We start from the raw sequence: 23778 nt of genomic DNA, 5'->3' as shown, positions 1-23778 counted from the left end.
CCCACTTTTGCAGTATTCCTTCAGGCCACTTCGGTCTGGTTATTATAGTATTGGCTATGCTGGTGCCCCTGCTTTGACGCAGGATAAAACTGCGGCACTTTGGCAACCCTTGATATGGCAGGAAAAACGGGCGCCTGATGCAGCCTATCTTACGCCTGCCTTCATGGCCACCCTTCCTGCTACCCTCGTCAATGATGGCATCAACACCATTGGTATATTGGCAGCTCCGAAAGAAATCCCCTTTCAGCCTTTGCCCATGCTGGCCAATAGCCGTTTTGGCGTTGCCTTGCTCAATCAGCAGGGTCAACTGCAGCCCCAGGTATATGCACCCATACCGGGCGGTTTTTTATCACAAATGAAACCGGGCGATGTATTTGATTTTGGTTTCTACCTGGTTACAGCACCTGCCTCCATCAATGATACCTATCAGCAAATGGCCCAACAGGTATTTGGCTTTAGCGATTACCGCCGTAATGATATTGCCTCCCTCAATACAGCACTGGACAATATGGTGGATTACTCCTTGTCCCAATACGCCTGGTTCATTGATAGCCTGAAGGGTTGCGCATATGCTACCGATGTGCCCGGCGCTGTTAAAAACGTATCCAGCTTGAACCCGTTGGAACTGGCACTGGTGCGCGATGATTCCGTCATGTTTGAAAAAAGGGCCTATCCCTTAATGGAATTCATGTTATCGCGAGAGAAGTTCTTATTTAGCCTCGATAGTACCCAAAAGATCCAAAGCCCTTCCCGTAAACTCAAAGGCCCCATTGCGCCTTTATCCGAACTGGTGGCCCTGTACAATATTTTCAATAAGCAAAATGACTTCTACCTGGGGATGGCGCAAAAGGAATACAATTTTGCACGGATACGCAACCTGGATGTGAAGGAGAAGGGAAATAACTGGATCAATGCCATGTACCTGTACCAGGCAACCGGCGATAAAAGTTACCTGCAGGCCGCCACCACCAAAGCCAATGAATACCTGGCCCAAAGGATCACACAGGCACAAACAAGTTTTAATGATCCATTACAGGGTAGTTATTTCTTCTGGCCCACTTTTACCGGCCGTTGGATTGAGTTTCTCCAATTGTATGAACTTACCCAGGATCAACGGTACCTCGATGCTGCCCGGCAGGGAGCCCGCCAGTATACCCTCTTTACCTGGATGTGCCCGGCCATACCCGATAGCCTGATCACAGTAAATAAAGACGGTAAAGCACCTATGTACTGGTACCTCAAATCAAAAGGCCATCACCCCATGTTTTACCCGGAAGAAAAGGCGCCCGCCTGGCGTTTGTCGGAAGCGGGCCTCACGCCCGAATCCTCAGGTACCTCCACCGGTCACCGCGGAATCTTCATGGCCAATTATGCTCCCTGGATGCTGCGGTTGGGATATTATACCCGCGATACCTTCCTGATGCAAGTAGCCAAAGCAGCCATCATTGGCCGGTACAGGAATTTCCCTGGCTACCATATCAATACAGAAAGGACTACTGCTTATGAAAAGGTGGATTTTCCTTTGCATGAACACAAAGACCAGAGCGTAAACTCCTTTCATTACAACCATATTCTGCCAATGGCTTCCATGCTATTGGATTATTTGGTAACCGATGCTTTTGTACGCAGCAAGGGTAAGATCAGTTTCCCGTACGAATACATGGAAGGATATGCCTACCTGCAGAATAACCTGTATGGCGCACAAAAAGGGAAGTTCTACACAGAGAATGAGGTACAACTCTGGATGCCTGCCCGTTTATTAGCCATCGACAATACCGAGTTGAATTATATAGCAGCCCGTAAAGACAACAAACTGTTATTGGCCTTTACCAACCAATCTGCCAAACCTGTTCTCGCTAAAGTAACCATTAACCCCACATGGGTCAGGTTAAATGGGAAGTCCTCAGTAAGTACCATTACGGGTAAACTAATAAAGGCGCTTACCCACAGCAGTTTTGCTATTCAAGTGCCTGCCAATGGCCAGGCTGCGGTTACCGTGCAGGGTGCCGTGGCGGCCTCTTCTTTCCAGCAAAAGATACTGGATATACGCAAAGGGGATGCGGGCCGTGACTATGCAAAACTAGCTATGGGCAATGCACATGCCCTGCTGTTTGACCTGGGGCAATACAGTCGTAGGCTGTATGTATACCTGGAAGATGATGATAATAAGTATCGTAAAGCATCCCTGCTGTATAAAGCAGCCAATGGAAAAGAAGAAAGGTTGGACGACAATGGCTATCCCTTTGAATTCACCGTACCGGTTGAAAAGGACAAACTGTACAATTTTACTTGTCACTGACTGATACCAAAGGACAGGAGCACCAAAGCGAACAAGTATTACTGGGTAGTAAAAATAGCTGATGAATAAATTTGTGCTGTTCATATTGTTAATTCCTGCCATGGCATTTGCACAAGGCAACAAGCAGCTTGCTTTGAATGAAGGCTGGACCTTTGCCCTGGACCCGGTAAAAATAGGCGAAGCCGATAAATGGTATACGGCCGGTTTTGCTTCCGGATCCTTTGATAAGGTAAATGTGCCGCATAGTTTTTCGGTCGATAAACGATACTTTAATTATACAGGTACAGCCTGGTACTTTAAGAAGTTTCAGGCCGCAGTAGTACCAACTGGGTATAGGGCTTTTCTCCGCTTTGATGCCGTGTTTTATAAAACGAAGGTTTGGTTCAATGGTCAATTGGTAGGAACCCATGAGGGAGGTTATACTCAATTTGAATGGGATATTACTCCCTGGTTGCAATCGAAGAATACCCTTTCCTTGTTGGTCAACAACGAATGGGATACCACTACCATACCGGGCGCCAAAACTGCCGGTACAACTTTACGTCCCAATGCTACTCAATTGTATGCCTGGATGAATTATGGCGGTATTACCAGGCCTGTTTACCTGGTTATCCGTCCGGACCTGTACGTTCAAAAAGCACAGGTCATTGCCGAGCCCGACCTGCAAAAGGCAATGCGCGTATCCGGATCAAAGCAATGATCAGTAATCTTACTGCACAAAATGCCGGGGAGACGGTAACAGCCAATGTGTATTATGCCGGGCAGAAAAGCAATATCCGTTTTAAGCCCATCGTCATCCAAGTGGCGGCCAATAACAACCTTAGCGTTGTATTGGAAGGCATAATGCCCGCTGCTGAAGTTAAACGCTGGTATCCCGATGAGCCCAGCCTCTATACGGCCGAAATAATAGCCGGTAAAGATACTTTGACTACTTCCTTTGGTATCCGCAAAGTGGAAGTAAAAGGCACCCAGTTATTGTTGAATGGAGAACCCATCCGCATGGGTGGTTGTAACCGGCCTTTGGATTATCCCAACTATGGTTCCCTCGATCCTGAAGCGGTAATGGCAAAAGACCTCACGCTGATCAAAAATGGCAACCTGGAATTTTCCCGCCTCAGCCATTATCCCGTTTCTGAAAGCTTGTTGGACTGGGCCGATAAAAATGGCCTGCTCATCATTGCCGAGGCAGGCAACTGGCAAATGACACCCAAGCAGATGGCTGATCCTCAATGCGGACCAAATTCCAATCGCAAATGAAAGAAATGATCGAACGCGACTGGAATCATCCCTGCATCATTGCTTATAGCCTGGGCAACGAATTTCAATCACAAACACCCGAAGGGCAATCCTGGGTAAAGGACATGAGTGCATTTGTGAAAACACTCGATGCCACCCGGTTGATCACTTTTGCCAGTTTTAATGTATGGCGTCAATATGTAAAGAAGCCCGAGGATGAAGCATCGCAGTATGTTGATTTTATCAGTGCCAATATCTATGACAATCATTTGCAATGCCTGCAGCATATTCCTGAGGTATATCCCAATAAGCCCGTTTACATCAGTGAATTTGGTATCCGGTCTACCGTCAACAATAAAGAACAGCAACGCATTGATTATTTCAGGAAAGCAATAGAGGCATTTCGCCAGTGCGATTACCTGGTGGGTGCATCTGTTTGGACACTGAACGATTACCAAAGCCGCTACCCTGGTACCGATGCTGATGGGTACAGGGCATGGGGGCTCGTAACCCCTGCCCGTGAATTGCGCGAGAGCTATACTATACTGCAGGAGGAGTTTTCACCAGCCATACTGGAATTGGTAAAGCGTGAAGTAGGCAAAATAACCGTACGCATTACAGCTCGTAACAATTTCCCAGCCTATGCCCTGCGCAATTACCAGGTACAATGCAATGATGCCGCGGTAAAGCTAAAAACATTAAAGCCCGGCGAACAGCAGGAAGTGACATTACCCCTGGCTGTTACCAATCAACAGGAAACGATTAAAATATCCCTGATCAAGCCAGGTGGATTTGTAGCGGTAAATAAAATATTTAAGTAGGCTAGTGGGAATCGCAGATTAGCAGATGTAGGCAGATTGCGCGGATTCGAATAGAGGGCCTGTGATGAAACAAAAATTTAAAACTGTATTCGCTAACAGCTCGTAGCTCAAAGCTCACAGCTTGTATTTAAAAACCTTATCAATAATATTTAATCCGGATAATGATGAAATTGGAAAACTACGGCAACAGTAAACGTTCTTTTGTAAACAGAGACATAGAAGCGGACCTCATTGTAACAGGTGGCGGTCTTTCCGGCGTATGCTGTGCCATAACCGCAGCCCGTCAGGGCCGCCAGGTAGTATTGGTTCAAGACAGGCCCGTATTGGGTGGCAATTCCAGTAGCGAAGTACGGTTGTGGATATTGGGCGCTACTTCTCATATGGGCAATAACAACCGGTGGGCCAGGGAAGGTGGCGTAGTTGATGAGATCCTGGTCGAAAATACCTACCGCAATCCCGAAGGCAATCCTGTGATATTCGATACCATCTTATTGGATAAGGTAGTGAGTGAACCCAATATCACCCTCTTGCTGAATACGGCCGTGTATGAGGTAGAAAAGAAAGATGCTACCACCATACAATCAGTAAAAGCCTTTTGTAGCCAAAACCAGACGGAATATGTTTTATCGGCTCCCTTGTTTTGTGATGCTTCGGGCGATGGGGTAGTGGGATTTCTGGCAGGAGCCGCCTTTCGTATGGGCGCTGAAAACAAAGAAGAGTTTGGAGAGAAATTTGCCCCCACGGAAGAGTATGGTGAACTACTAGGCCATACTTTATATTTCTATAGTAAGGATACAGGCCGGCCGGTTACCTATGTTCCCCCTTCTTTTGCATTACAGGATATTACAGAGATACCCCGCTTTAGATCATTCAATGCAAAAGACTTTGGCTGTAAACTGTGGTGGATAGAATATGGCGGCAGGATGGATACGGTACACGATACCGAAAAGATCAAATGGGAATTGTGGAAAGTAGTATATGGCGTTTGGAATTATATCAAGAACTCCGGTAATTTTCCCGAAGCTGCCAACCTCACCCTCGAATGGGTAGGCACCATTCCCGGTAAAAGAGAAAGCAGGCGGTTTGAAGGCGATTATATGATGATCCAGCAGGATATCGTGGAGCAACGCCTGCACCACGATGCTGTAGCCTTTGGTGGATGGTCGATTGATCTGCATCCGGCCGATGGCGTGTTTAGTGAAAAGCCGGGTTGTAACCAATGGCATAGTAAAGGCATTTATCAAATACCTTATCGCAGTTTGTACAGTAAAAATATTACGAATCTCTTCTTGGGTGGTCGTCTCATCAGCGCCTCCCATGTGGCTTTTGGTTCTACCAGGGTAATGGCTACCGCCGCTTATGCTTCACAAGCCGTGGGTATGGCCGCAGCACTGTGCAGGGAAAGGAATATATTGCCGGCTGCTGTAATAACCCAGCAATACATTACCCAATTACAACAACGTTTACTAAAGAGTGGACAATTCATTCCGGGTATGGCACTGGCCGATCAGGAAGACCTGGTGCAATCGGCTGTAATTACTGCTTCTAGTGAATTGGTATTGGAAGAACTGCCCGAAGCCAACCTGTTAAAACCTTTGGTACTATCTGTAGCGCAGATGGTGCCCTTGCAAAAGGGAAAGGTGGCTCCTTTTGTATTCCACGCACAGGCTGATATAGCCACTACCCTCGAAATTGAATTACGGATTAGCAGTAAAACTGCCAACCATACACCCGATATTACCATCGCTACCCAGGTAATGGACATCCAGCCTGGCAGGAATTGCATACAGGTAAAGTTTGATGCGGTTATGCAGGAACAGGCTTATGCCTTTATCACTTTTGGCAAGAACCCGCAAGTGCAACTCCATTTTTCAGAGAAGCGGGTTACTGGTCTGCTGTCAGTGTTCAACAGCATCAACAAAGCCGTATCCAATTACGGGAAGCAAACACCTCCGGAAGATATTGGCATGGATGCTTTTGAATTCTGGTGCCCACAACGCAGGCCTGAAGGACACAATATAGCTTTCAAGTATCCTGCAGGGCTGCCTGTGTTTAAGGCAGAGAATATACGAAATGGCATCGACAGGCCTACCACCCAACCCAATGCCTGGGTTGCCAACTGGTCGGATGAATCCCCAGCACTTACCCTTAGTTGGAATGAACCCAGGGAGATTAGCCATGTAGATTTGTTCTTTGATACAGATTATGATCACCCGATGGAATCTGTTTTAATGCAGCATCCAGAGTCGGCCATGCCTTTTTGTATCAGAACTTATCGTATAAAAGATGAAGGCGGCAATATTATTGCAGAGAACAATGACAATTATCAAACTCATAACCGCATCAGGCTGAACAGGCCCCTCACTACCAGTAAACTGATTATTGAAGTGGAACATCCTTCTTCCCAGGTACCGGCAGCCGTATTTGCAGTACGCTGTTATAGATAATCGATCTGGTAACCAGGCAAATGAAGATTGTTTTTTATTTCAGTTAGGAATATTTTGGTCTATAATGAAGTAATACAATGCTGCTTTGAAAGGGCTTTTAAACTTTGGCATGGAAAACGTCCGCTGAATACAGGCAATTGTAGGTAATATTTTCGTGCAACCGGTTGAGCAAAAACTGCATAACTAAATTTATTATCTTGTCTCATTCACTCAACCCAACTTTAAGAAATAGCCTAATGAGATCAAGATTAATACTATGCTGCCTATTTTCAGGTCTTGCCTCCTGGGCGAATGCACAATCACCTGCTGATGTAGACAAAGATCTTTCCTTGTTCCAAACCCCAATGGCTACGGCGCTCAAGGAAAACATCAAACAAAAGGACCTTGAAAAGATTACCACTCCACAGTTGAGAGAAGCCGCGCTTTCAATGCTGGAAAAAAATACAGCGCACAATACCGTATTGCTGATTACCAGGCATACCTCACTCCCACAACCCTTGGGAAAGAACTGATGATTGGTGACGGCTACAGCAAATACGAGAACATGACCGGCATTTATTTGCCGGTTGGGAAACACATTGTCCTCGTAGAGAACATTACAGCAGAAAAAGAGGTAAAACTGTTGGTTCCCAATTGGAACCGTCATGCTCCGGATGGTATCGACCCCACGAAAGACCCTGCTGGCTGGGGCATCGTAAAACAACAATTCAAATTGAACAATGGCGTAAATATTATTGATGTGAAAGGCTTCGACGGATTGGCGTATGTTGATTACTATTCCGATGCGCCTGAAAAAGAGAACCCTATTAAAATACACTTTGTGGGCGCCAAAGTGAATGGCTATTTCGATATCAAGAAAAACAATGATACAGACTGGAACAACTTGATCGATAATGCTGTTTATCCGGTGCTGGATGCAAGAGGAGCTCATATCCAGATTGTTTACCCCACGGCCGATTGCAAAAATATGCTTACAACAGGGGTGTTGAACTGATCAGCAATTACGATTCACTGGTGTATCGTCAGCACCGGATCTTAGGTTTAATAAAATACAACAAGGTTCCTAAAAATCATATCCTGGCGCGTGTAAACTACAACTACTATATGTTCCGGGACGGCGATGGGGTAGCTTATATGGGTACAACACCCGGAAATGCTATGCCGCTGGTGGTCGATCCGGCGCGCGTCATCAAAGGAGATCCTTGCTGGGGCTTCAGCCATGAAGTAGGTCACGTACACCAGGTACGGCCTTTTTTTAACTGGGGGACTGGGAGAAGTGAGTAATAATATTTTCTCATTGTATGGAACCACTTCTTTCGGTAACAAGAGCCGGTTATCGGAACAAAAGAATTACCAGAAAGCCAAGGATAGCATCATTGCCAGAAAGATCAGTTATTTACAGGATAAAGATGTATTTAATCGCTTAGTGCCTTTCTGGCAACTGCAGCTTTATTTCGCGGGCGTTGGTAACTACAAAGATTTCTATCCCGATCTTTTGAATCATTTCGTCAACAAGGTGCTGCGGCCCGGCCTGCGGGTTCAAAGTCAAGAGCAGAGAACTGGGGAAACAGGGGACGAAATCCTGCCGAGTCTCAATTGAATTATGTAAAAACTGCCTGCGAGATCAGTAAAACAGACCTCACTGAATTCTTCGATAAGTATGGCTTTTTTACGTGGGTACCTTTGATTATGACGACTACGGTAAGTATAAATACAATATGACTGAGGAAATGGTCAATACCTGCAAAGCCGCCATCAAGGCCATGAACCTGCCAAAACCCAAGGTGGATATCAGTACGATGGAAGATTAATAAGTATAAACTGAACAGGTGTATAAAAGCCGAACTTCCGGAAATGCCCGGTCGTTCGGCTTAATTTTTAAAAGAAATGCTATATTTCCGATTGAGACCCGTTGCATACCATAAAAAGAATAACCCCAATGGCAAAGAATATTCATTTAAAATGTGGCATTAAAAACTGCCACCACGGTCATGAATATATATACAGCTCAATAGGCCCAATTGCTATTACTGGTCAATTCAGAGACGAGCAATCGAAAGGCGGAAATTGGGGTGGACTTTTACCCAATAAGCCTGAAATTGGGAGATTGTATGAACTTACGCTATATGGACCCCTGAAAATAGACCTGGATGATAATTTTTGGGTACTTTATCTTGATCCTTATTCGCTGCATGAAGGCATTGGAGGTGAAACTGATTTTGAAAACAGCTTTGCTTTTTGCCTTTGTAAACAGGTTGAGATTATTGAAGTTCAGGAAAGTTGTATACGACTTACTATAAGCGTCATTGAAATTCATGACTTACAAGAGCTGCTTGCCTATCCTTATCCTAATTATGGGTATTCCTCAATTTTAGACGATGAAGCTATTTCAAGAGATCATTACCATATTGAAAATTTGAAACATTACAGTTTGATTACTATCAATATACAAAGTGACATAGGTTGGAACTACATTGTAGCGAAAAAGACAACAAGAGTATCATTGTTGCTGAAAACACTTGGGATTTTCATGAGAATACCTGGAAGCTGCTGCATGAAGAGCTTACGGTAGAACAAGAAAAAAAGATACGGCATACAACATGGGCTTGCTTGATTTTCACCTTTACACCACCTCCTTACCAGGGTATTGTTCCTCGACTCCTATATGCTGCTAAAGTAACCCCCTTGTTTTGGGCTATATATTCATTTTTGAAATAATGCATTCGCTTAATTACAAACTTAAGAGCGTGTTAACATTTGCAACTATACTTTTGAGTGACAATACTAACCCTGAATGAGGACATATTTACATGACTTTATCCTGATATTATGCTGCCTTTTCATTATACCTACCGCAAATGCACAACTAGAAAAGATCTATCTCCATCCCAAAGCAGCCGGTAGTGAAAAACAATCAAAATTTGTAGACTCCATACGGTTTATCCCTTTAGAAGTAAAAGAAGATGTTGAATTGACGATGTATAATCAGGTCGATATAACAAATGATTACTTCCTGATAAAGGATTATGTTGGTAGGGCAATTCTTCTGTATGCAAAAACGGACGTTTCATTAAAAAAATAAGCTATAAAAAATTAGGGGAAGGGTTTTATCCGGTTTATGACGAACATACCAACCAGGTCTTATTTTTTGGAAATAATAAAAATTATTCACTTACACCCAGAGACGAAGTAAAAATAAGGTTGGATTGGAGTAATCCACGTAATAAAAAGTATTATAAAAATATACGATTGACTTAAACGATACATCGCTTACCATTAAGAAAGATATTCCGCAACAAAACGACATTTTACATGCTTATCATTATTACGACGATTTTTACGGCGCGGGAGAAATTAATACGAGCGAGCTGTACAAGGATAGCCTGGATTATGAGTTTAAGATTTACCAGGGGAATCAGTTGGTGAAATTTTTTTCCCCTACAACCGTATTCATGAACCCAGATTTTTATTTGCACATGAAGGCATTGGTATCAATAAAACGGATACACCTTATATCCACTTTATTACCCGTCCTTATTGCGATACCATTTACAAAATGGTGAGAGATAGTTTATCGCCTGTATACCAGATAGTGCTGCCTTTGGAAAATAGTTTGCCGGCATCATTTTTTACCAAGTCCTTTAAGAATAAGACTGAGCGGGAGAATTTTCAACGTAACAATGGCTGGATGATCCACCAGGTTTATTCATTTTATGAAACGCCGCGGTTCATTTATTTTTGGTAGCCTATCTAAGTAATTACGAAACTTACATCTATCGAAGGCAAGACAAAACCACCTACAAGGTCAAAAATATTAAGCCAGACAGCAGCCAGTATAATTTATCGTTACTAGGCGAATTTGGGATCTCACGAAAGAACGACAGGATCTACAAAACACAAAAGGCCGGCGACATTCTTACTTTCTTTGAAAAAATAAGAACGTTCCGGTCCCTCCGGAACTGGAAAACTTTTTTAAAAATAAGCCTCCTGCTACAACACCCGTCATTATCGAATTCAAATTTAAAAACTAACCTTGAAACAGACTTTCCTTGCCTGTTTTTACTGATCCTGTCCACACTGACCTTTAGCCAAACCGGTAAGCTAACAGGTTCGGTCATGGACCTTGAAACCAAAACGCCGCTTGAACTGGCAACAATAACCGTTTTAGGACAGGATTCTTCGATGGTTGCCTATCAACTGTCTGATAAAAATGGCCTATTCAACATTGAAAAATTACCGCTGAAGCGAAAGTTACTGGTAAGTGTTTCTTATACGGGATACATTAGTTACTATACCTCTATTCAGCAGGATGCAGCCAAAACGGATACGCTAGCTGTATTATTAACGCTGAATAGTAAAGATACCGTAGTGGTAACGGCTAGAATTCCCATCCGGATGAACGGCGACACCCTGGAGATCAATCCCGCAGCCTTTAAGATGAAAGAGGATGCCGTTGTAGAAGAATTATTGAACCAGGTTGACGGTATTACCATCTGGGCTGATGGAACCATAACGGTCAATGGCAAAAAAGTACAAAATCTCCTGGTTGATGGAAAGCCGTTTATGGGATCAACAGATTCCCGCGTAGCCACCCAGAACCTTCCTAAATCTGCTATCGAAAAAGTACAGCTTTATCAGGAGTACGATCGAAGTAAGATCGGTCAGCCAACTCAGCGCAAAGATTCACTGCTCACGATGAACCTAAAACTAAAAGAAAAAAGCAAAAAGGATACTTCGGCAAAGCAGGGGTTGGCTATGGCACCCTTGACCGATTTGAATCCGATCTTTCCTTACAAATGTATAATAAGAAGAGTAGTATTGGTATAGGAGGCGGTATCAATAATATCAATAAAAATATCGGAAACCTACAGGAGATATTTCAAAGTAACACCTACAGAAATTATAACCCTAACCTATACAATGTAGGCCGGTTTGGAACCAATGGCATCAACAAAAATCATAGTATTGGTGGTGTTTTTGTACATAATTTTTTGAATCTGCCAACAGCCGGCAAAATGACCGGCTTACCCTCAATTACAATAAATCAGGAACCAACGCATATATTACCGACCAAAGTTACGAGAACAGAACGACGATCGATAATCCGCAGTTTATTCGCGATGAGGGTGTGGAAAGCAATCGGCAGGACAAGCATGCTATCGGGTTGAAATATCTTAAGACCAATAGCTACAACGATAACCTGGACATAAATGGTGCAATAAATACCAACAGAGAGAACGGTCATTCATACCGTTCAACTGAAGTAAGAGATTCCATGAATCAGTTACAAAGTACAAATCGTACGACTACACAGAATAGTCAAAGATCGGATGATGAATTACTGAATATATCTTTTAGTAAATCCAATAATGAGGATCCGTTACAAGGCTTTAACAGTCAAGTCGGAATGAGCCGTGTAAATACGGTGTCGGAAAGAGACATGGTAAGTGTATTTGAGTCCACGACCGATAGGAGTAAGAATACTTACATCAACCGGCATTACACCACCAATAGCCAAAGGGTTAACATAACCGGAAACCTTGATTATGCAGGTTTTAAAAGATTGCTGTTGGGAAGGTATAATTTGTTTGGAGTAAACCTCCAGTTGGGCCAATGGTTTAATTATACCCGTACAACAGATAATACCCTCGTAACTGATTATGACACTGTTGCGAAAGTGCGTAATTTTAATAGTAACCTCTCTTACTCAAATACGGGAGATGTGCTTGAGTACACGCCTTTCGTGTCCCTGGCAAAGGATTTTTACAATTACAATGAAACATCATACCGAAGCTTCAATATGCAGTTTAAGCTGCTGGAAGATCTTAAAACCGACAAAAATACCTCCTCCTTCGCAAAAAGAAACCTGACCCGCTCTTTCCAGTTTTTCCGGTATGAAGGGGCACTCAGTTATCAATATGCCAAAATAGATAAATACAACTATTACTTGTCGGCTAATTACACCAAATCCATGGAGTATCCTTCCATTGACCGGCTATATACCATTGTTGACGATGTCAATGCCTATGAGATCAGAATTGGTAATCCGAACCTGCGAAACAGTATTAACCACGCGATTAACCTGAACGCTCATTTTAATAGCGAAAACAAAGGATCGCCGTATGCTATCAATGGCAATATGTATGGTGGGTATTACCTGTCATTGGATCCTGTGACAGACAGTATCATGAATGATCTTTCTGGCAAAAGGACCTATTATTCTACGAATGCAGATAAAGCCAGTAACATTAACCTCAACTATAATCTTAATATATCGAGAAAGATCAATAAAAATAATCTTCAGCTCATGTACAATGGCGAATTCAGGACTGGCAAACAACCCAATTATATTGACGGGTTCAACAACATTAGTAAAACCATTAGTTTGCTCAATCAATTTACCCTTCAATTCTCACTTAGTTCAACGCTTGTATTTACTGTAGGTCGAACTTTGCAACATAATAAGACCACGCCAACTGCTCCGGGGCTGAATTCCTTTAAAAATAACAGCACTACCTCAAAGCTCGGGATCGTTGTCAACTACCCGGCTGGATTCACCTTTAGCAGTACGGTGGATCATATTGCCAACTCTAATTTAAATAAGCCCATTGTTCTCTGGAATTCATTCGCTACTTACCGGTTTATGAAGCAGCAGGGGAGTTAAAGTTTTCGGCGATGGATTTGCTAAAAAATATCAGAACATCAGCAACAGCGTCAATGCTTATGGAACTACCACCAGGATTTCGAATGGGTTGCAACAATATTTCCTGCTGACGTTTTCTTATTACCCGCGCAAGTTTGGCAAAACGGAGGTCAAAAGACAAGAAACGAATTGAGTTTCCCCTTCATGTCATTACAAAGGCCAGGACGAAACGCCTGGCCTTTGCTATTATAATGAACATTTACAACCTTATTTCATATCCACCGGTATAAACACCAGCGGCGTAGGCAGGCAAGAGGCGCCAGGAGGGGAATAAGTAAAGCGAATGGTTTGCTCCTCTCCATTCCCAGCTGGTGGAAATACCTGCACCAGGATGGCCTCAGGCGCTTTTCTGGTGATTAACTTGTCGGAGGGCAATTGAATGATCCCCTCTTTAAACTTACCTTTACTTACTACCATGGTATTGGCCATACCGCCACACCATTGTCCATTATCAGCCCGGGAGTTCCAGGTTACCAGCGCCAGCCCACGGCCATCAGTACTCTTCCATTTCATCTCTACTTGGTACATCACCCCATAGTTGCCAGCCAAACCAGCTACTTGGCTACTGGTATACTCCTTGCCCACTACCCAGGGATCGTTATTGCCATCGGCCATAATGATCTGACGGATGCCATTTTTAGTATCAAGTGTTTCTTGGGTCAACACATTGTAATTGGATACACCAAATGTACCACGACCGGCATTATTACCCTTAAATGGCAATATCGTTTTAATACGGTCAACAGCTACAGTGACCGGGGTTTTAAGATCCGTTTGTAAAATGCTGATCTCTCCGGGCTGGTCGATGATGAATTCATAAAAACCATGTACCAGTTCATCATATTTAGCTACATATTTCTCTTGTGCAGGATCAATGGCCAGTGACTTGCCCGGTTTAATGATCCGTACCGTGGTTTGTGGTTGGGCGGCAAAGAAATCGGCCAATCCTTGTTTACCAGCGAGGAAATAATTGGTAGTTGGTTTCTGCGATGAGTATTTCAACATACGCAGGCGCATATCGGTCTTACCCGTATTCTTGATCACCGCTGCAATCCGTGTTTCTATCTTGGCCGGCTCTTTTACGCCATTCACATTGTATACATATAGCCTTACTGCGCCTGGTTCTACCGCTTCGCGCAAAGCAATCGCTTCAGGTACCCTGATGTATTCAGGATCATCCGAAATAAGGTATTGCGGTCCGGGTAGTACGATCTTCCGGTAGCCGATCTGCTGGAATTTTTCGGTCAGTAAACCCGGCAGCTCCACAATACTACCCTGTGGAGAGGCCAAAATACGTTTACTAAGTTCGGGAGTAATTTCCTGGGCAAAAGAGGGAGGGCTGTTACCAGGCTGCCGCTAAGCAGGAGGGACAGGCAACCTGCATTCGTTAATAACTTTTTAATCATGAGTCTGCAATGGTAGATTAGTTAAATAATATTTTTATTAACCATTGCGAATTTAGTAATATAATTTAATAATAGAGTGCCTTTATCCAGCTTTACCTATTTTTTTAATCTAGGCCGCCCCATTAACCGGCTCCTGGCACGCAGCTATTTTATCGACAACAATTTGTCCCGCGCAATGAGGCAACCCCCAATTACACCGGCCTTTTCCTGCAGTTTAGACATATGGAGCTGCGTATCATTGTTGACCAGGCTAAGGGAGAATTTATTTAATGCACTACGAATGGGGAGCCGGATATAATCGCCTGTTTCGGCTAGTATACCACCCAGGATCACCAGTTCAGGATTGAAAATATTGATGAGTACCGATATGCCGCGCCCAATCTTTTCGCCTATTTCAGCGATCAGTTCAATACAAAGAACATCCTCCTTCATGGCTGCCTGGATGATATCGGAAAGGTGGAGGTTCTCGGGCAATTTGTTCTTCTGCATCAATACCGAGGTTGATCCCAGAGATATGGCCAAACTCACCCCCAAACCCCGATTTGCCGCGGTAGATCTTTCCATCGATCATGATACCCAAGCCAATCCCATAATCCATATTCACAAACAATACATTCTTCTCCTCCTTTACCAGTCCATTGTGAAACTCACCATAGGCCATGGCCCGGGAGTCATTTTCCAGGAAAGTATGGATGCCCGTGATCTTTTCAATAGTGGCGCTGAGCGGCTCTTCATGAAAATGGAAGAAACTATAGCTATACCCATTTTCACTATTAATACGGCCCGAGAGGTTAAGACATAGGGCCAGGATATTCCGGTGTTCATCTGGAAGCCGGCTGATAAAGGTTTGTATCACCTTTACCAATTGCTCAAAAGCTTCCTTGGTATTCACCAGTAAGTAGGGCACATGCATCTCGGCCTTTACCAGGTTCTTCTTGAAATCCAGCAGCCCTATATTAATATAATAGTGTTTTACATCCACCCCCAGGAAGAAAGCCGAATCGGCTACCAGCCCGTACAGGTTGGCTTTGCGGCCACCTCCTTTTGAATCTTCCTTTCCATAATCCTGCACCAGGCCGTCTGATATCAGCTCGTTGATCAGGCTCGTGATCTTGGGTACACTGACGTTCATCTCTTGCGCCAGGTCGGTAATGGTGGTATTGCCTGTTTGGTCCAGGTGATTGATGATGGCCCTTTTAAATGATCTATTCTTATAGGCCACCCCGAGGTATTTTCCTCTGAGAATATTTCAAATATGCTTTGTTTAACTGCCATAGCCGGATCGGGATAAAGTTTTTCATTAACTAAGATAAGAGAATAGGTTTTAAATAATAAATCTGCCCTAATTGAGATTTTTTTAATAAAAAAATTTACTAATTATGATTGTTTAATAAATTAATTATTAAATTTACCTGCAAAAGTAAAACAAATTAATAATAACAAGGATTTATGGCGTCGGATGTTAGAAATGGAAGCCTGACAGAAGAATTACCTGCTGAAAACCAACTGCTTTATAGTTCCTATGCGGCCCTTTACCGCGATGATGGTAGATAATGTGTTGCCGTTCTGGCTCAAACATAGCCGGGATGAGAAGAACGGCGGTTATTTCACTTGTCTCAAACGCGATGGTAGCGTGTATGATACCGATAAGTTCATGTGGTTGCAAGGCCGGCAGGTATGGTGCTTTAGCTATATGTATAATAATGTAGCCCAAAAGCAGGAATGGCTGGATATGGCCTTGCATGGTGCTGCATTTATGGAAAAATATGGCCGCGATACTACTGCGGGCAACTGGTATTTTTCTCTGACAGCCGAAGGTAAGCCCCTTACACAACCTTACAATATTTTCAGTGATTGCTTTGCTGCCATGGGTTTTGCTTCGCTCGATAAAGCCGCTCCCAACGACCGGTATAAACAAATAGCAGTCGACACGTTTGAAAACATACTACGTCGCAAGGATAGCTGGAAAGGTATTTACAACAAAGCTTATCCCGGTACAAGACCCTTAAAGGTTTTAGCCTGCCCATGATCCTGTGCAACCTTTCGCTGGAACTGGAACATCTGTTAGGTGCCGGCCGGGTGAATGAATTCATTCCAACTGTGATCCATGAAGTGATGGAGGTATTTTATCAACCACAGCACGGACTGATCCTGGAAAGCGTTCAACCCAATGGGGCCTTTTCCAACAGCTTTGAGGGCAGGCTCATCAATCCGGGCCATACCATCGAAGCCATGTGGTTCATCATGGACCTCGGACGGCGTATGAATGACCAGGCCCTGATCCGTAAGGCATGTGATATTATGCTGCATACCCTGGAATATGGATGGGACAAAGAATTTGGCGGCATCTTTTATTTCCTGGATGTATTGAACAATCCCCCAGCAATTGGAATGGGACCAGAAGTTATGGTGGGTGCATGTGGAAGCATTGGTGGCCTTGGCCAAAGGGTATGAATTAACCGGCGATGAACGTTGCTTCAAATGGTTTAAGAAAGTACATCAATATACCTGGCCACCATAGTAATAGATGCTACCGAACAGGGGATGTAATGGCCGCCACCGGCGCTGCATATTCTGTAGGAATGGATAGCCGTCATGATACCGGCGAAGAGCAGGCTCCCGAAAAAGCCAATGATATTATTCAGGACCTTACCTATGTGGCCATCTTAAAAGATTATGGTAAGAGCGCCAATAAAACCATCCCCAGGCCCGAAGGATATAATGCTGCTGAGTTTAATTGCGCTTGCGATGTAAGCGATCCCGCTTCCTTCGACAGTCCACAAAACAATTGTTATCGCATGATCCAGTATGGTCGTCTGCCGGGTAACAAGTACATGATCAACTGGCCTAAATGCGGCAATGATATTTACCTCCACCTCGTTGAAAAACACCAGCCGAAAGAGAGCTGTTATTACACCAGGCCAAATTGCATACCCTGCGTTTTATTTATTACCTGCAAACCGGATTGGGTTATAAGAACCTGGGCCTGGCCGATGATGAATTCCCTACCAGGGATAAATTGCCCATGATCCCCTATCACCGCGAATCACGCCGGTTGAAAGGATTGGTGCAACTAACAGTTAACCATGTGGCCCGTCCTTATGAAATGACCGATCCCCTTTATCGTACTGGTATTGCTGTAGGCGATTATACCATTGATCACCATCACCTGAAAAATCCCGCGGCTCCCGCTATTGATTTTGTAAAGATCAAAGTGCCTTCCTACAATGTGCCCATGGGCAGCCTCATACCCCGTAGCGTAGAAGGCTTGATCGTGGCCGAGAAAAGCATTAGTGTTACCAATATTGTAAATGGTGCTACCCGTTTGCAGCCCGTAGTACTTCAGTTGGGTCAGGCAGCCGGCTTGTTAGCCGCCTTGTGTGTACAACAAAATAAACAACCGGCGCAGTTGAGCGTGCGCGATGTTCAGACCCATTTGCTGAAGGCCAATGGCTACCTCATGCCGTTTATTGATGTACCTCCTTCCGACCCCCAGTTCAGCACCATTCAAAAGATAGGCGCTACCGGTATATTAAAAGGAACCGGTGTTCCTTATCTCTGGGCCAACCAAACCTGGTTCTATCCCAATCAGCCCATCAGTGCTTATGAACTCGTTCAGGGCCTTCGATCATATTATCCCGCTTTAAAATCCTATTGGGCAGCTTCCGGCGAAATGCTCACCGTATCCGAACTGATCAAAATATTCAAAGCAGCAGGCACCGATGTTACCGAATCACAAGTGACAGTGGAACTACGCAATGCTTCCATAAACCTTTCCCATGATGCTGGCGGCCATACGCTCAACAGACGGTCTGTTGCTGTATTGCTCGACAAATACCTTCATCCTTTCGAGAAGTCAATCACTATTTCGGGCAACCTGGAATAGCAGGCCTTAAACATTCTAAACCTCCTTTTTAACCAATGCAGTTGTATATGAGACAATTCCGGCATCTTTTGTTTGCAGGGCGCAGGATCTGGCTGCTCGCATTCTTTATGACCTACCATCTGATAACGATGGGCCAGTCAAAAACGGTTTCAGGAACCATCCTGTCTGCTGATGGGCTTCCATTAGCCGGCGTATCTATCCTTATTAAAGGCACTACCCAGGGCACTTCTTCTGATGCAGAAGGAAAGTTCGTTTTGCCCATTACAACCAGTAGAACCATCCTGACGGTATCTATGACGGGCTATTCGCCTCAAACCATGACTGCCAATGCGGGCGAGCATTTGAAGCTAACCCTTGAAAAGACATTAAAAGACCTCGATGAGGTAGTTGTAGTAGCCTATGGCCGTCAGAAAAAGGCAATGTGGTAGGTTCCGTTTCACAAATCAGTGGCGATGTGCTGAAACAAGCGCCTGCTATGAACGTCACCAATATGCTGGCTGGCCGTTTGCCCGGTGTAACCACCGTGCAACAATCAGGCCGCCCGGGTGCTGATGATGCCATGATCAGGATACGGGGTATTGGCACTTATAACAGTAGTACCCCCTCATTATTATTGACAACGTACAACGTCCCTCTTTCAGCCACCTCGATCCCAGTGAGATAGAAAGCATCACCATATTAAAGGATGCCGTTTCTACAGCTGCCTACGGTTTGCAGGCAGCCAATGGTATTATCCTCATTACTACCAAGCGTGGTAAAAGTGGCAAACCTGTTGTAAGTTATGATGGTGCTATAACAGTAAGTCAAAATACCCGTTTCCCCAAATTCCTGAATGGTCCCGATTATATGGAATGGTACAATAAGGGGATTGATATGGATAATGACTACAATGACCATACAGGCGCTTCGCTGCAACCGTATGTGTACACCCAAAAACAAATTGATGACCTGCGCAATGGTACCAATACGAACCCTTTATTGGGCAATACAGATTGGCTCGACCAGTTGGTAGGACGGGAAGCTATCAGCCAGCAACATGCCGTTACCATACGTGGAGGTACCGATAAAGTAAAGTACTTTACCTCTGTAGGTATGTTGGATCAGGACGGTGTAGTAAAAATACAGGCTTCAAACGCTACAATGTACGTTCCAACCTCGATGCTGAATTGAATGAAGTATTCTCAGTAGCGTTGGACCTGGGCCTTCGTCAGCAATTGACCAATACACCAGGTATTTCTCCCGATAACAATGCCTACCTGAACCCCTTTTATCAGGGTGTTCGCATGTTGCCCAACCTGCCCATGTATGCACCGAATGGCTTACCGGTGGGCTACCGTAGTAATGCCGGGTGGGTAAATCCCATTGCTTCGGTGGAGAAATCGGGCTACCAGCGTGGACAAACCAACGTATTCCAGGGTAATATCGCTTTCAAAATAAAAGTACCTGGCGTAAAAGGCCTGGAAATGAAATTACTGGCAGCTTACGACAAAAGTAGCACTGAAAACAAGAGCTGGTTGACACCTTATACCTTGATGGGGCGTGATAGAGATATGGTGACGGGTGATTTCCAAGTTGTCAATACTTTACCTGGTATCACCAAAACCACCCTGCGCCAATCGTATAGCCAATACAACCGCAAAACTTTTCAACCCAGCATTACCTATACCAACCAGTTCGGCGATCATGCTGTGAGTGCCCTCGTATTGTATGAATGGTCTCAGCAGAAATCAAATGTATTCTCTACTGGCGCAAGCAACTTTGCGCTGACTGATCTGCATGAGATCGGTTATGGCAGCAAAGCCAATGATGACCTGATATCGCCCACAGGCTCCAGTGCTATCGACGATTCGAGAGCGGGTATGGTGGCGCGCGTTAACTATACCTTTAAAGACAGGTACCTGCTGGAAATAGCCAGCCGTTATGACGCTTCTGTAAACTTTATGCCTGCCAAACGTTGGGATATCTTCCCCGCCGTAGGCGCTGGCTGGGTGATCAGCAAGGAATCCTTCTTCGACCGCCTGAGCAGTACCGTCAATTACCTGAAACTGAAAGGTTCTATTGGTAAAGTAGGTAACGACAATGCTGCCAACTTTGCTTACATGCGTACCTTCTCCTTACCACTTCCCCGGTAATGGTGATCGGTGGTGTGCCCGTAGCCGCTTTGTTCACTGGCAATCCGCCTAATGAAGACATCCATTGGGAAACGGCTATACAAAGTAATGTAGGCTTTGAATCTGTACTTTGGAATGGTCTGTTGGCATTCGACTTTGAATGGTTTTATAAAACAACCAAAGATATCCTCGATGGGGTAGGTGGTCTTTATCCTGCTACTATTGGTGGATATTTCCCTGCTACCGTAAACTATGGTATCGTGGATAACCGTGGTTTCGATTTACAGATCAGACACCGCAATCACATCAATAAATTCCAATATGGTGTTACTGCCAATTTGAACTGGGCCAAGAATAAGATCATCCGTAAAAATGAAAGTTCAGGTTTACCTGCCTGGCTACGTGAAGTAGGCCAAAGCATTGGCGCCAAGCGTGGTTTTGTAGTAGATGGTATGTACCAAAACTGGGAAGAAGCATCCAATGCTACTTCACCCAGCGGAAGCTTTGTAGCTCCTGGTTTCTTTAAATACCGCGACCTGAATGGCGATGGCCGTATCACCCGTGCTGATGATTTTACAGTTATTGGCCGTAGCAACCTGCCCGAACTGATGTATGGTCTGAACATTGACATGTCGTATGGCGGTTTTGATTTCACGGCCCTCTTCCAGGGTGCAGCCCTTGCCAATGTAAACCTGGCAGGTACCTACGAAGGCTCCAGCGGTACGAGTGGAGTAGATGACAATACACCTTTTACCAAAACCTTCTATGGCTATGGTAACTCTCCTTACTTCCTGGTAGAAAATTCATGGACACCCGATAATCCCAATGCTGCATTCCCCAGACTTACATCGTATAAGTCGACCCTTTCTTCACACAACGCACACATCAACTCTGGTTGGGTGCGCGATGGTTCTTACATCCGTCTTAAATCGGCTCAATTGGGTTACCGCCTGCCCGCAAGAATGCTCGGCAGGATCAAGGTTCAGCAGGTACGCTTTTATGTTTCCGGCTTCAACCTCATTACCTGGGATAAGCTGAAGTACCTCGATCCGGAAATGCCCAACGTGAACAATGGTTTCTATCCGCAGCAACGCATGTTCTCGGGTGGTGTAAACATTACTTTCTAATCTACAATTCTCACTTTATGAGCAAATCATTTTCTATCATACAAAAAACTTTACTGGCGGCAGGCATACTGGTGGGCGCCCAGAGCTGTGATGTAGATATCATGCCTACCGACAGGTATACGGAAGGAACGGTTTGGTCCAATCCAGCCAATGTAGAGCTGTACATGAATGGCATGTACAATGAGTTCAAAACCTTTCAGTTTGGCGCCTTCCCCATTGGCTACGACAATGCTACTGATGCCCTGACTGATATAGAAAAGTATACTTCTTCCGTATTGGGTAATGGTACCGTCAATGCATTGGCTACCGATGCCTCCCGGGTTAATGCCGCAGGCCCTATGTTGAACTACTGGTCTTCAGGATATGGCCGTATTCGCCGGGTAAATGAATTCCTCGATGGATTGGCCAAAAATGCCCCATTGGATGAAGCCACCAAGAAGAAATATGAGGCCGAAGCCCGTTTTGTGCGCGGCTATGTATATTTCTGGCTCGTCAAACTGCATGGTAGTGTGGTGTTGATGGAGAATATGGATCAGTATAAGACCAAAGACCGTCAGCGTTCTTCCGAAGAAGAATGCTATAAATTCATAGCAGCTGATTTTTCTTTTGCTGCCGAAAACCTGCCCAAGACCTGGGACGCTACCCGTACCGGTAAAGCTACCAAGGGGGCTGCTTATGGTATGCTGGCGCGTACCTGGCTCTATGCCGCTTCAATTGCCGAAAATGATAAGAAGCAATACAACCAGGACGATAAAACGGGTGTAGCCACTGGTAATGCCCAAACCTATTACCAAAATGCAGCCAATGCTGCCAAAGCGGTGATGGACCTGGCAAATGAAGGTATCTATGCGTTGGAATCAGATTTCAATGCCATCTTTACCAATAAAAATACAAAAGAGGCCATCTTCAAAATTGACTATGTATCTCCACAGGTTACACACAACTTTGACCTTGGCTTTGCGCCTCCCGGTGATGACAAGGCCAATTGCCTGGTGTATGGTGTACCCACTGCCGAGCTGGTCAATGAATTTGAAATGAGCGATGGCAACCCCTTTTCCTGGAGCAATGCTACCCAGGCTGCCAATCCTTATACCAATCGGGAGCCCCGGTTTTATGCCACCATATTGTACAATGGCGCTTCCTGGAAAGGACGCACCATCAATACTACTCCCACCAATGTAACAGAAGGATTTAAGGAGTATGCTTCTATTACCGAGCCCCGTACCACCGTTACCGGTTACTACATCAAAAGATGCTGAACCCCGTGGTGAACAATTTTGTACAAAACAAAAGTTCCCAAAGCTGGATCGAACTACGTTATGCCGAGATCCTGCTGATCTATGCCGAAGCCAAGACCAAGCTCAATGACCTGGGTGCTGCACAGCAGGCATTAAGCGATCTGCGCAACAAACGTGGCCTGCCAAATACAACAGCTGCCACTGCCGCCCGCCTGATGCAAGCCATCGAGCATGAGCGCAAAGTAGAACTGGCTTTTGAAGGCCATCGCTATTGGGACCTCCGCCGCTGGCGCAAAGCACATATTGTATTGAATGGAGTACGTTTTACCGGTCATCGTGTAACTGCTTCCGGTGGTGGATTTAAATATGAATCCATTAGCTGCGATAATATGGACAGGCAGTTCACGCCCGCCTTGTACTATATTCCTATTCCGCAATCGGAATTACAGAACAATGCAGCCCTTACTCAAATAAAAGGATGGTAAACTGTTTAAAAGATATTAC

The 23778-nt window shown here is 44.6% G+C and carries 24 protein-coding genes and 3 pseudogenes; 24 read left to right on the top strand and 3 right to left on the bottom strand.

From position 1 onward, the window contains the following. Window positions 1-7: 7 nt before the first annotated feature. The 12 genes and pseudogenes from RS881_RS46985 (at window position 8) to RS881_RS46925 (ending at window position 13467) form a co-directional block, all read left to right on the top strand. Entirely contained in the window at window positions 8-2299 is a 2292-nt protein-coding gene (locus RS881_RS46985) for a hypothetical protein (RefSeq protein WP_315817127.1), read from the top strand. Window positions 2300-2360: 61 nt separating this feature from the next. Further along, window positions 2361-2999: a sugar-binding domain-containing protein gene (locus RS881_RS46980; protein WP_315817126.1), complete on the top strand. Its 639-nt coding sequence runs from the start codon at window positions 2361-2363 to the stop codon at window positions 2997-2999. Beyond that, window positions 2996-3556 (top strand): glycoside hydrolase family 2 TIM barrel-domain containing protein, encoded by a 561-nt coding sequence (locus tag RS881_RS46975; RefSeq protein WP_315817125.1) that lies wholly within the window; start codon window positions 2996-2998, stop codon window positions 3554-3556. Before RS881_RS46980 ends, RS881_RS46975 begins: the two co-directional genes overlap by 4 nt. After that, window positions 3529-4356: a glycoside hydrolase family 2 TIM barrel-domain containing protein gene (locus RS881_RS46970; protein ID WP_315817124.1), complete on the top strand. Its 828-nt coding sequence runs from the start codon at window positions 3529-3531 to the stop codon at window positions 4354-4356. The genes RS881_RS46975 and RS881_RS46970 overlap by 28 nt, the downstream gene beginning before the upstream one ends. Before the next feature lie 161 nt (window positions 4357-4517). Continuing rightward, entirely contained in the window at window positions 4518-6803 is a 2286-nt protein-coding gene (locus RS881_RS46965; RefSeq protein ID WP_315817123.1) for an FAD-dependent oxidoreductase, read from the top strand. A gap of 236 nt (window positions 6804-7039) precedes the next feature. Continuing rightward, complete coding sequence (locus RS881_RS46960; RefSeq protein WP_315817122.1) at window positions 7040-7315, top strand: hypothetical protein; 276 nt, start codon at window positions 7040-7042, stop codon at window positions 7313-7315. Further along, window positions 7315-7797, top strand: coding sequence for a M60 family peptidase N-terminal accessory domain-containing protein (locus RS881_RS46955; protein ID WP_315817121.1), 483 nt, complete (start codon window positions 7315-7317; stop codon window positions 7795-7797). The genes RS881_RS46960 and RS881_RS46955 overlap by 1 nt, the downstream gene beginning before the upstream one ends. A gap of 20 nt (window positions 7798-7817) precedes the next feature. After that, window positions 7818-8403: pseudogene (locus RS881_RS60920) on the top strand (M60 family metallopeptidase). Between the two features lie 73 nt (window positions 8404-8476). Next, on the top strand, window positions 8477-8614 hold the full coding sequence (locus RS881_RS46940; protein WP_315817118.1) for a hypothetical protein: 138 nt from the start codon (window positions 8477-8479) through the stop codon (window positions 8612-8614). A 128-nt stretch (window positions 8615-8742) separates the two neighbouring features. Beyond that, window positions 8743-9375: a hypothetical protein gene (locus RS881_RS46935; RefSeq protein ID WP_315817117.1), complete on the top strand. Its 633-nt coding sequence runs from the start codon at window positions 8743-8745 to the stop codon at window positions 9373-9375. A 1544-nt stretch (window positions 9376-10919) separates the two neighbouring features. Beyond that, window positions 10920-11630 carry a peptidase associated/transthyretin-like domain-containing protein gene (locus RS881_RS46930; protein ID WP_315817116.1) on the top strand — a complete coding sequence of 237 codons (711 nt, stop codon included), beginning with the start codon at window positions 10920-10922 and terminating at the stop codon, window positions 11628-11630. A gap of 580 nt (window positions 11631-12210) precedes the next feature. Beyond that, the gene (locus RS881_RS46925) at window positions 12211-13467 is read left to right on the top strand and encodes a hypothetical protein (RefSeq protein WP_315817115.1); all 1257 of its coding nucleotides are present in this window, start codon (window positions 12211-12213) and stop codon (window positions 13465-13467) included. Between the two features lie 246 nt (window positions 13468-13713). Here the strand turns inward: RS881_RS46925 and RS881_RS46920 are convergent, their stop codons facing one another. From RS881_RS46920 to RS881_RS46910, 3 genes are all read right to left on the bottom strand, one after another. Then, window positions 13714-14796, bottom strand: a complete 1083-nt coding sequence (locus RS881_RS46920; RefSeq protein ID WP_315817114.1) for a copper amine oxidase — start codon at window positions 14794-14796, stop codon at window positions 13714-13716. 260 nt (window positions 14797-15056) lie between these two features. Continuing rightward, window positions 15057-15401, bottom strand: coding sequence for an ROK family protein (locus RS881_RS46915; RefSeq protein WP_315817113.1), 345 nt, complete (start codon window positions 15399-15401; stop codon window positions 15057-15059). Then, entirely contained in the window at window positions 15319-16134 is an 816-nt protein-coding gene (locus RS881_RS46910) for an ROK family transcriptional regulator (protein ID WP_315817112.1), read from the bottom strand. Before RS881_RS46910 ends, RS881_RS46915 begins: the two co-directional genes overlap by 83 nt. A 300-nt stretch (window positions 16135-16434) precedes the next feature. Between RS881_RS46910 and RS881_RS46905 the strand changes: the two genes are divergently transcribed. The 12 genes and pseudogenes from RS881_RS46905 (at window position 16435) to RS881_RS46860 (ending at window position 23759) form a co-directional block, all read left to right on the top strand. Continuing rightward, a complete protein-coding gene (locus tag RS881_RS46905) occupies window positions 16435-16941 on the top strand; it encodes an AGE family epimerase/isomerase (RefSeq protein WP_315817111.1) in 507 nt (168 codons plus the stop codon). Next, window positions 16938-17366, top strand: coding sequence for an AGE family epimerase/isomerase (locus RS881_RS46900; RefSeq protein WP_315817110.1), 429 nt, complete (start codon window positions 16938-16940; stop codon window positions 17364-17366). Before RS881_RS46905 ends, RS881_RS46900 begins: the two co-directional genes overlap by 4 nt. Then, window positions 17326-17433 (top strand): AGE family epimerase/isomerase, encoded by a 108-nt coding sequence (locus tag RS881_RS60915; protein ID WP_350340026.1) that lies wholly within the window; start codon window positions 17326-17328, stop codon window positions 17431-17433. Before RS881_RS46900 ends, RS881_RS60915 begins: the two co-directional genes overlap by 41 nt. 28 nt (window positions 17434-17461) lie before the next feature. Further along, on the top strand, window positions 17462-17941 hold the full coding sequence (locus RS881_RS46895) for an FAD-dependent oxidoreductase (protein ID WP_350340025.1): 480 nt from the start codon (window positions 17462-17464) through the stop codon (window positions 17939-17941). Then, window positions 17839-18798, top strand: a complete 960-nt coding sequence (locus tag RS881_RS46890; protein WP_315817108.1) for an FAD-dependent oxidoreductase — start codon at window positions 17839-17841, stop codon at window positions 18796-18798. Before RS881_RS46895 ends, RS881_RS46890 begins: the two co-directional genes overlap by 103 nt. 47 nt (window positions 18799-18845) lie before the next feature. Beyond that, the gene (locus tag RS881_RS46885) at window positions 18846-19226 is read left to right on the top strand and encodes a carboxypeptidase-like regulatory domain-containing protein (protein ID WP_315817107.1); all 381 of its coding nucleotides are present in this window, start codon (window positions 18846-18848) and stop codon (window positions 19224-19226) included. After that, complete coding sequence (locus RS881_RS46880; protein ID WP_315817106.1) at window positions 19220-19462, top strand: TonB-dependent receptor plug domain-containing protein; 243 nt, start codon at window positions 19220-19222, stop codon at window positions 19460-19462. Before RS881_RS46885 ends, RS881_RS46880 begins: the two co-directional genes overlap by 7 nt. Further along, window positions 19459-19506: pseudogene (locus tag RS881_RS60910) on the top strand (hypothetical protein); the annotation flags it as partial. The gene RS881_RS46880 and the pseudogene RS881_RS60910, both read left to right, overlap by 4 nt. A 3-nt stretch (window positions 19507-19509) precedes the next feature. Further along, entirely contained in the window at window positions 19510-19968 is a 459-nt protein-coding gene (locus tag RS881_RS46875; RefSeq protein ID WP_315817105.1) for a hypothetical protein, read from the top strand. Next, complete coding sequence (locus RS881_RS46870; protein WP_315817104.1) at window positions 19965-20930, top strand: SusC/RagA family TonB-linked outer membrane protein; 966 nt, start codon at window positions 19965-19967, stop codon at window positions 20928-20930. The genes RS881_RS46875 and RS881_RS46870 overlap by 4 nt, the downstream gene beginning before the upstream one ends. Next, the gene (locus RS881_RS46865; RefSeq protein WP_315817103.1) at window positions 20930-22036 is read left to right on the top strand and encodes a SusC/RagA family TonB-linked outer membrane protein; all 1107 of its coding nucleotides are present in this window, start codon (window positions 20930-20932) and stop codon (window positions 22034-22036) included. The genes RS881_RS46870 and RS881_RS46865 overlap by 1 nt, the downstream gene beginning before the upstream one ends. Before the next feature lie 17 nt (window positions 22037-22053). Beyond that, a pseudogene (locus RS881_RS46860) lies at window positions 22054-23759 on the top strand (RagB/SusD family nutrient uptake outer membrane protein). Window positions 23760-23778: the final 19 nt, after the last annotated feature.

This window comes from Paraflavitalea speifideaquila, from assembly GCF_032395985.1.
GTDB lineage: Bacteria > Bacteroidota > Bacteroidia > Chitinophagales > Chitinophagaceae > Paraflavitalea > Paraflavitalea speifideaquila.
The sequence above is the reverse complement of the archived record's forward strand: the minus strand, read 5'-3'. Positions and strand labels throughout refer to the sequence as shown.

Excerpts from the sequence above, each read along its gene's own strand:
- RS881_RS46980 (WP_315817126.1), top strand. The coding sequence starts at position 2,361 with ATGAATAAATTTGTGCTGTTCATATTGTTAATTCCTGCCATGGCATTT.
- RS881_RS46925 (WP_315817115.1), top strand. The coding sequence starts at position 12,211 with ATGAGCCGTGTAAATACGGTGTCGGAAAGAGACATGGTAAGTGTATTT.
- RS881_RS46895 (WP_350340025.1), top strand. The coding sequence starts at position 17,462 with ATGGCCGCCACCGGCGCTGCATATTCTGTAGGAATGGATAGCCGTCAT.
- RS881_RS46905 (WP_315817111.1), top strand. The coding sequence starts at position 16,435 with ATGCGGCCCTTTACCGCGATGATGGTAGATAATGTGTTGCCGTTCTGG.
- RS881_RS46915 (WP_315817113.1), bottom strand. The coding sequence starts at position 15,401 with ATGCAGAAGAACAAATTGCCCGAGAACCTCCACCTTTCCGATATCATC.
- RS881_RS46930 (WP_315817116.1), top strand. The coding sequence starts at position 10,920 with ATGGACCTTGAAACCAAAACGCCGCTTGAACTGGCAACAATAACCGTT.
- RS881_RS46955 (WP_315817121.1), top strand. The coding sequence starts at position 7,315 with ATGATTGGTGACGGCTACAGCAAATACGAGAACATGACCGGCATTTAT.
- RS881_RS46885 (WP_315817107.1), top strand. The coding sequence starts at position 18,846 with ATGAGACAATTCCGGCATCTTTTGTTTGCAGGGCGCAGGATCTGGCTG.
- RS881_RS46865 (WP_315817103.1), top strand. The coding sequence starts at position 20,930 with ATGGTGATCGGTGGTGTGCCCGTAGCCGCTTTGTTCACTGGCAATCCG.
- RS881_RS46900 (WP_315817110.1), top strand. The coding sequence starts at position 16,938 with ATGATCCTGTGCAACCTTTCGCTGGAACTGGAACATCTGTTAGGTGCC.
- RS881_RS46975 (WP_315817125.1), top strand. The coding sequence starts at position 2,996 with ATGATCAGTAATCTTACTGCACAAAATGCCGGGGAGACGGTAACAGCC.
- RS881_RS46960 (WP_315817122.1), top strand. The coding sequence starts at position 7,040 with ATGAGATCAAGATTAATACTATGCTGCCTATTTTCAGGTCTTGCCTCC.
- RS881_RS46965 (WP_315817123.1), top strand. The coding sequence starts at position 4,518 with ATGATGAAATTGGAAAACTACGGCAACAGTAAACGTTCTTTTGTAAAC.
- RS881_RS46935 (WP_315817117.1), top strand. The coding sequence starts at position 8,743 with ATGGCAAAGAATATTCATTTAAAATGTGGCATTAAAAACTGCCACCAC.
- RS881_RS46970 (WP_315817124.1), top strand. The coding sequence starts at position 3,529 with ATGCGGACCAAATTCCAATCGCAAATGAAAGAAATGATCGAACGCGAC.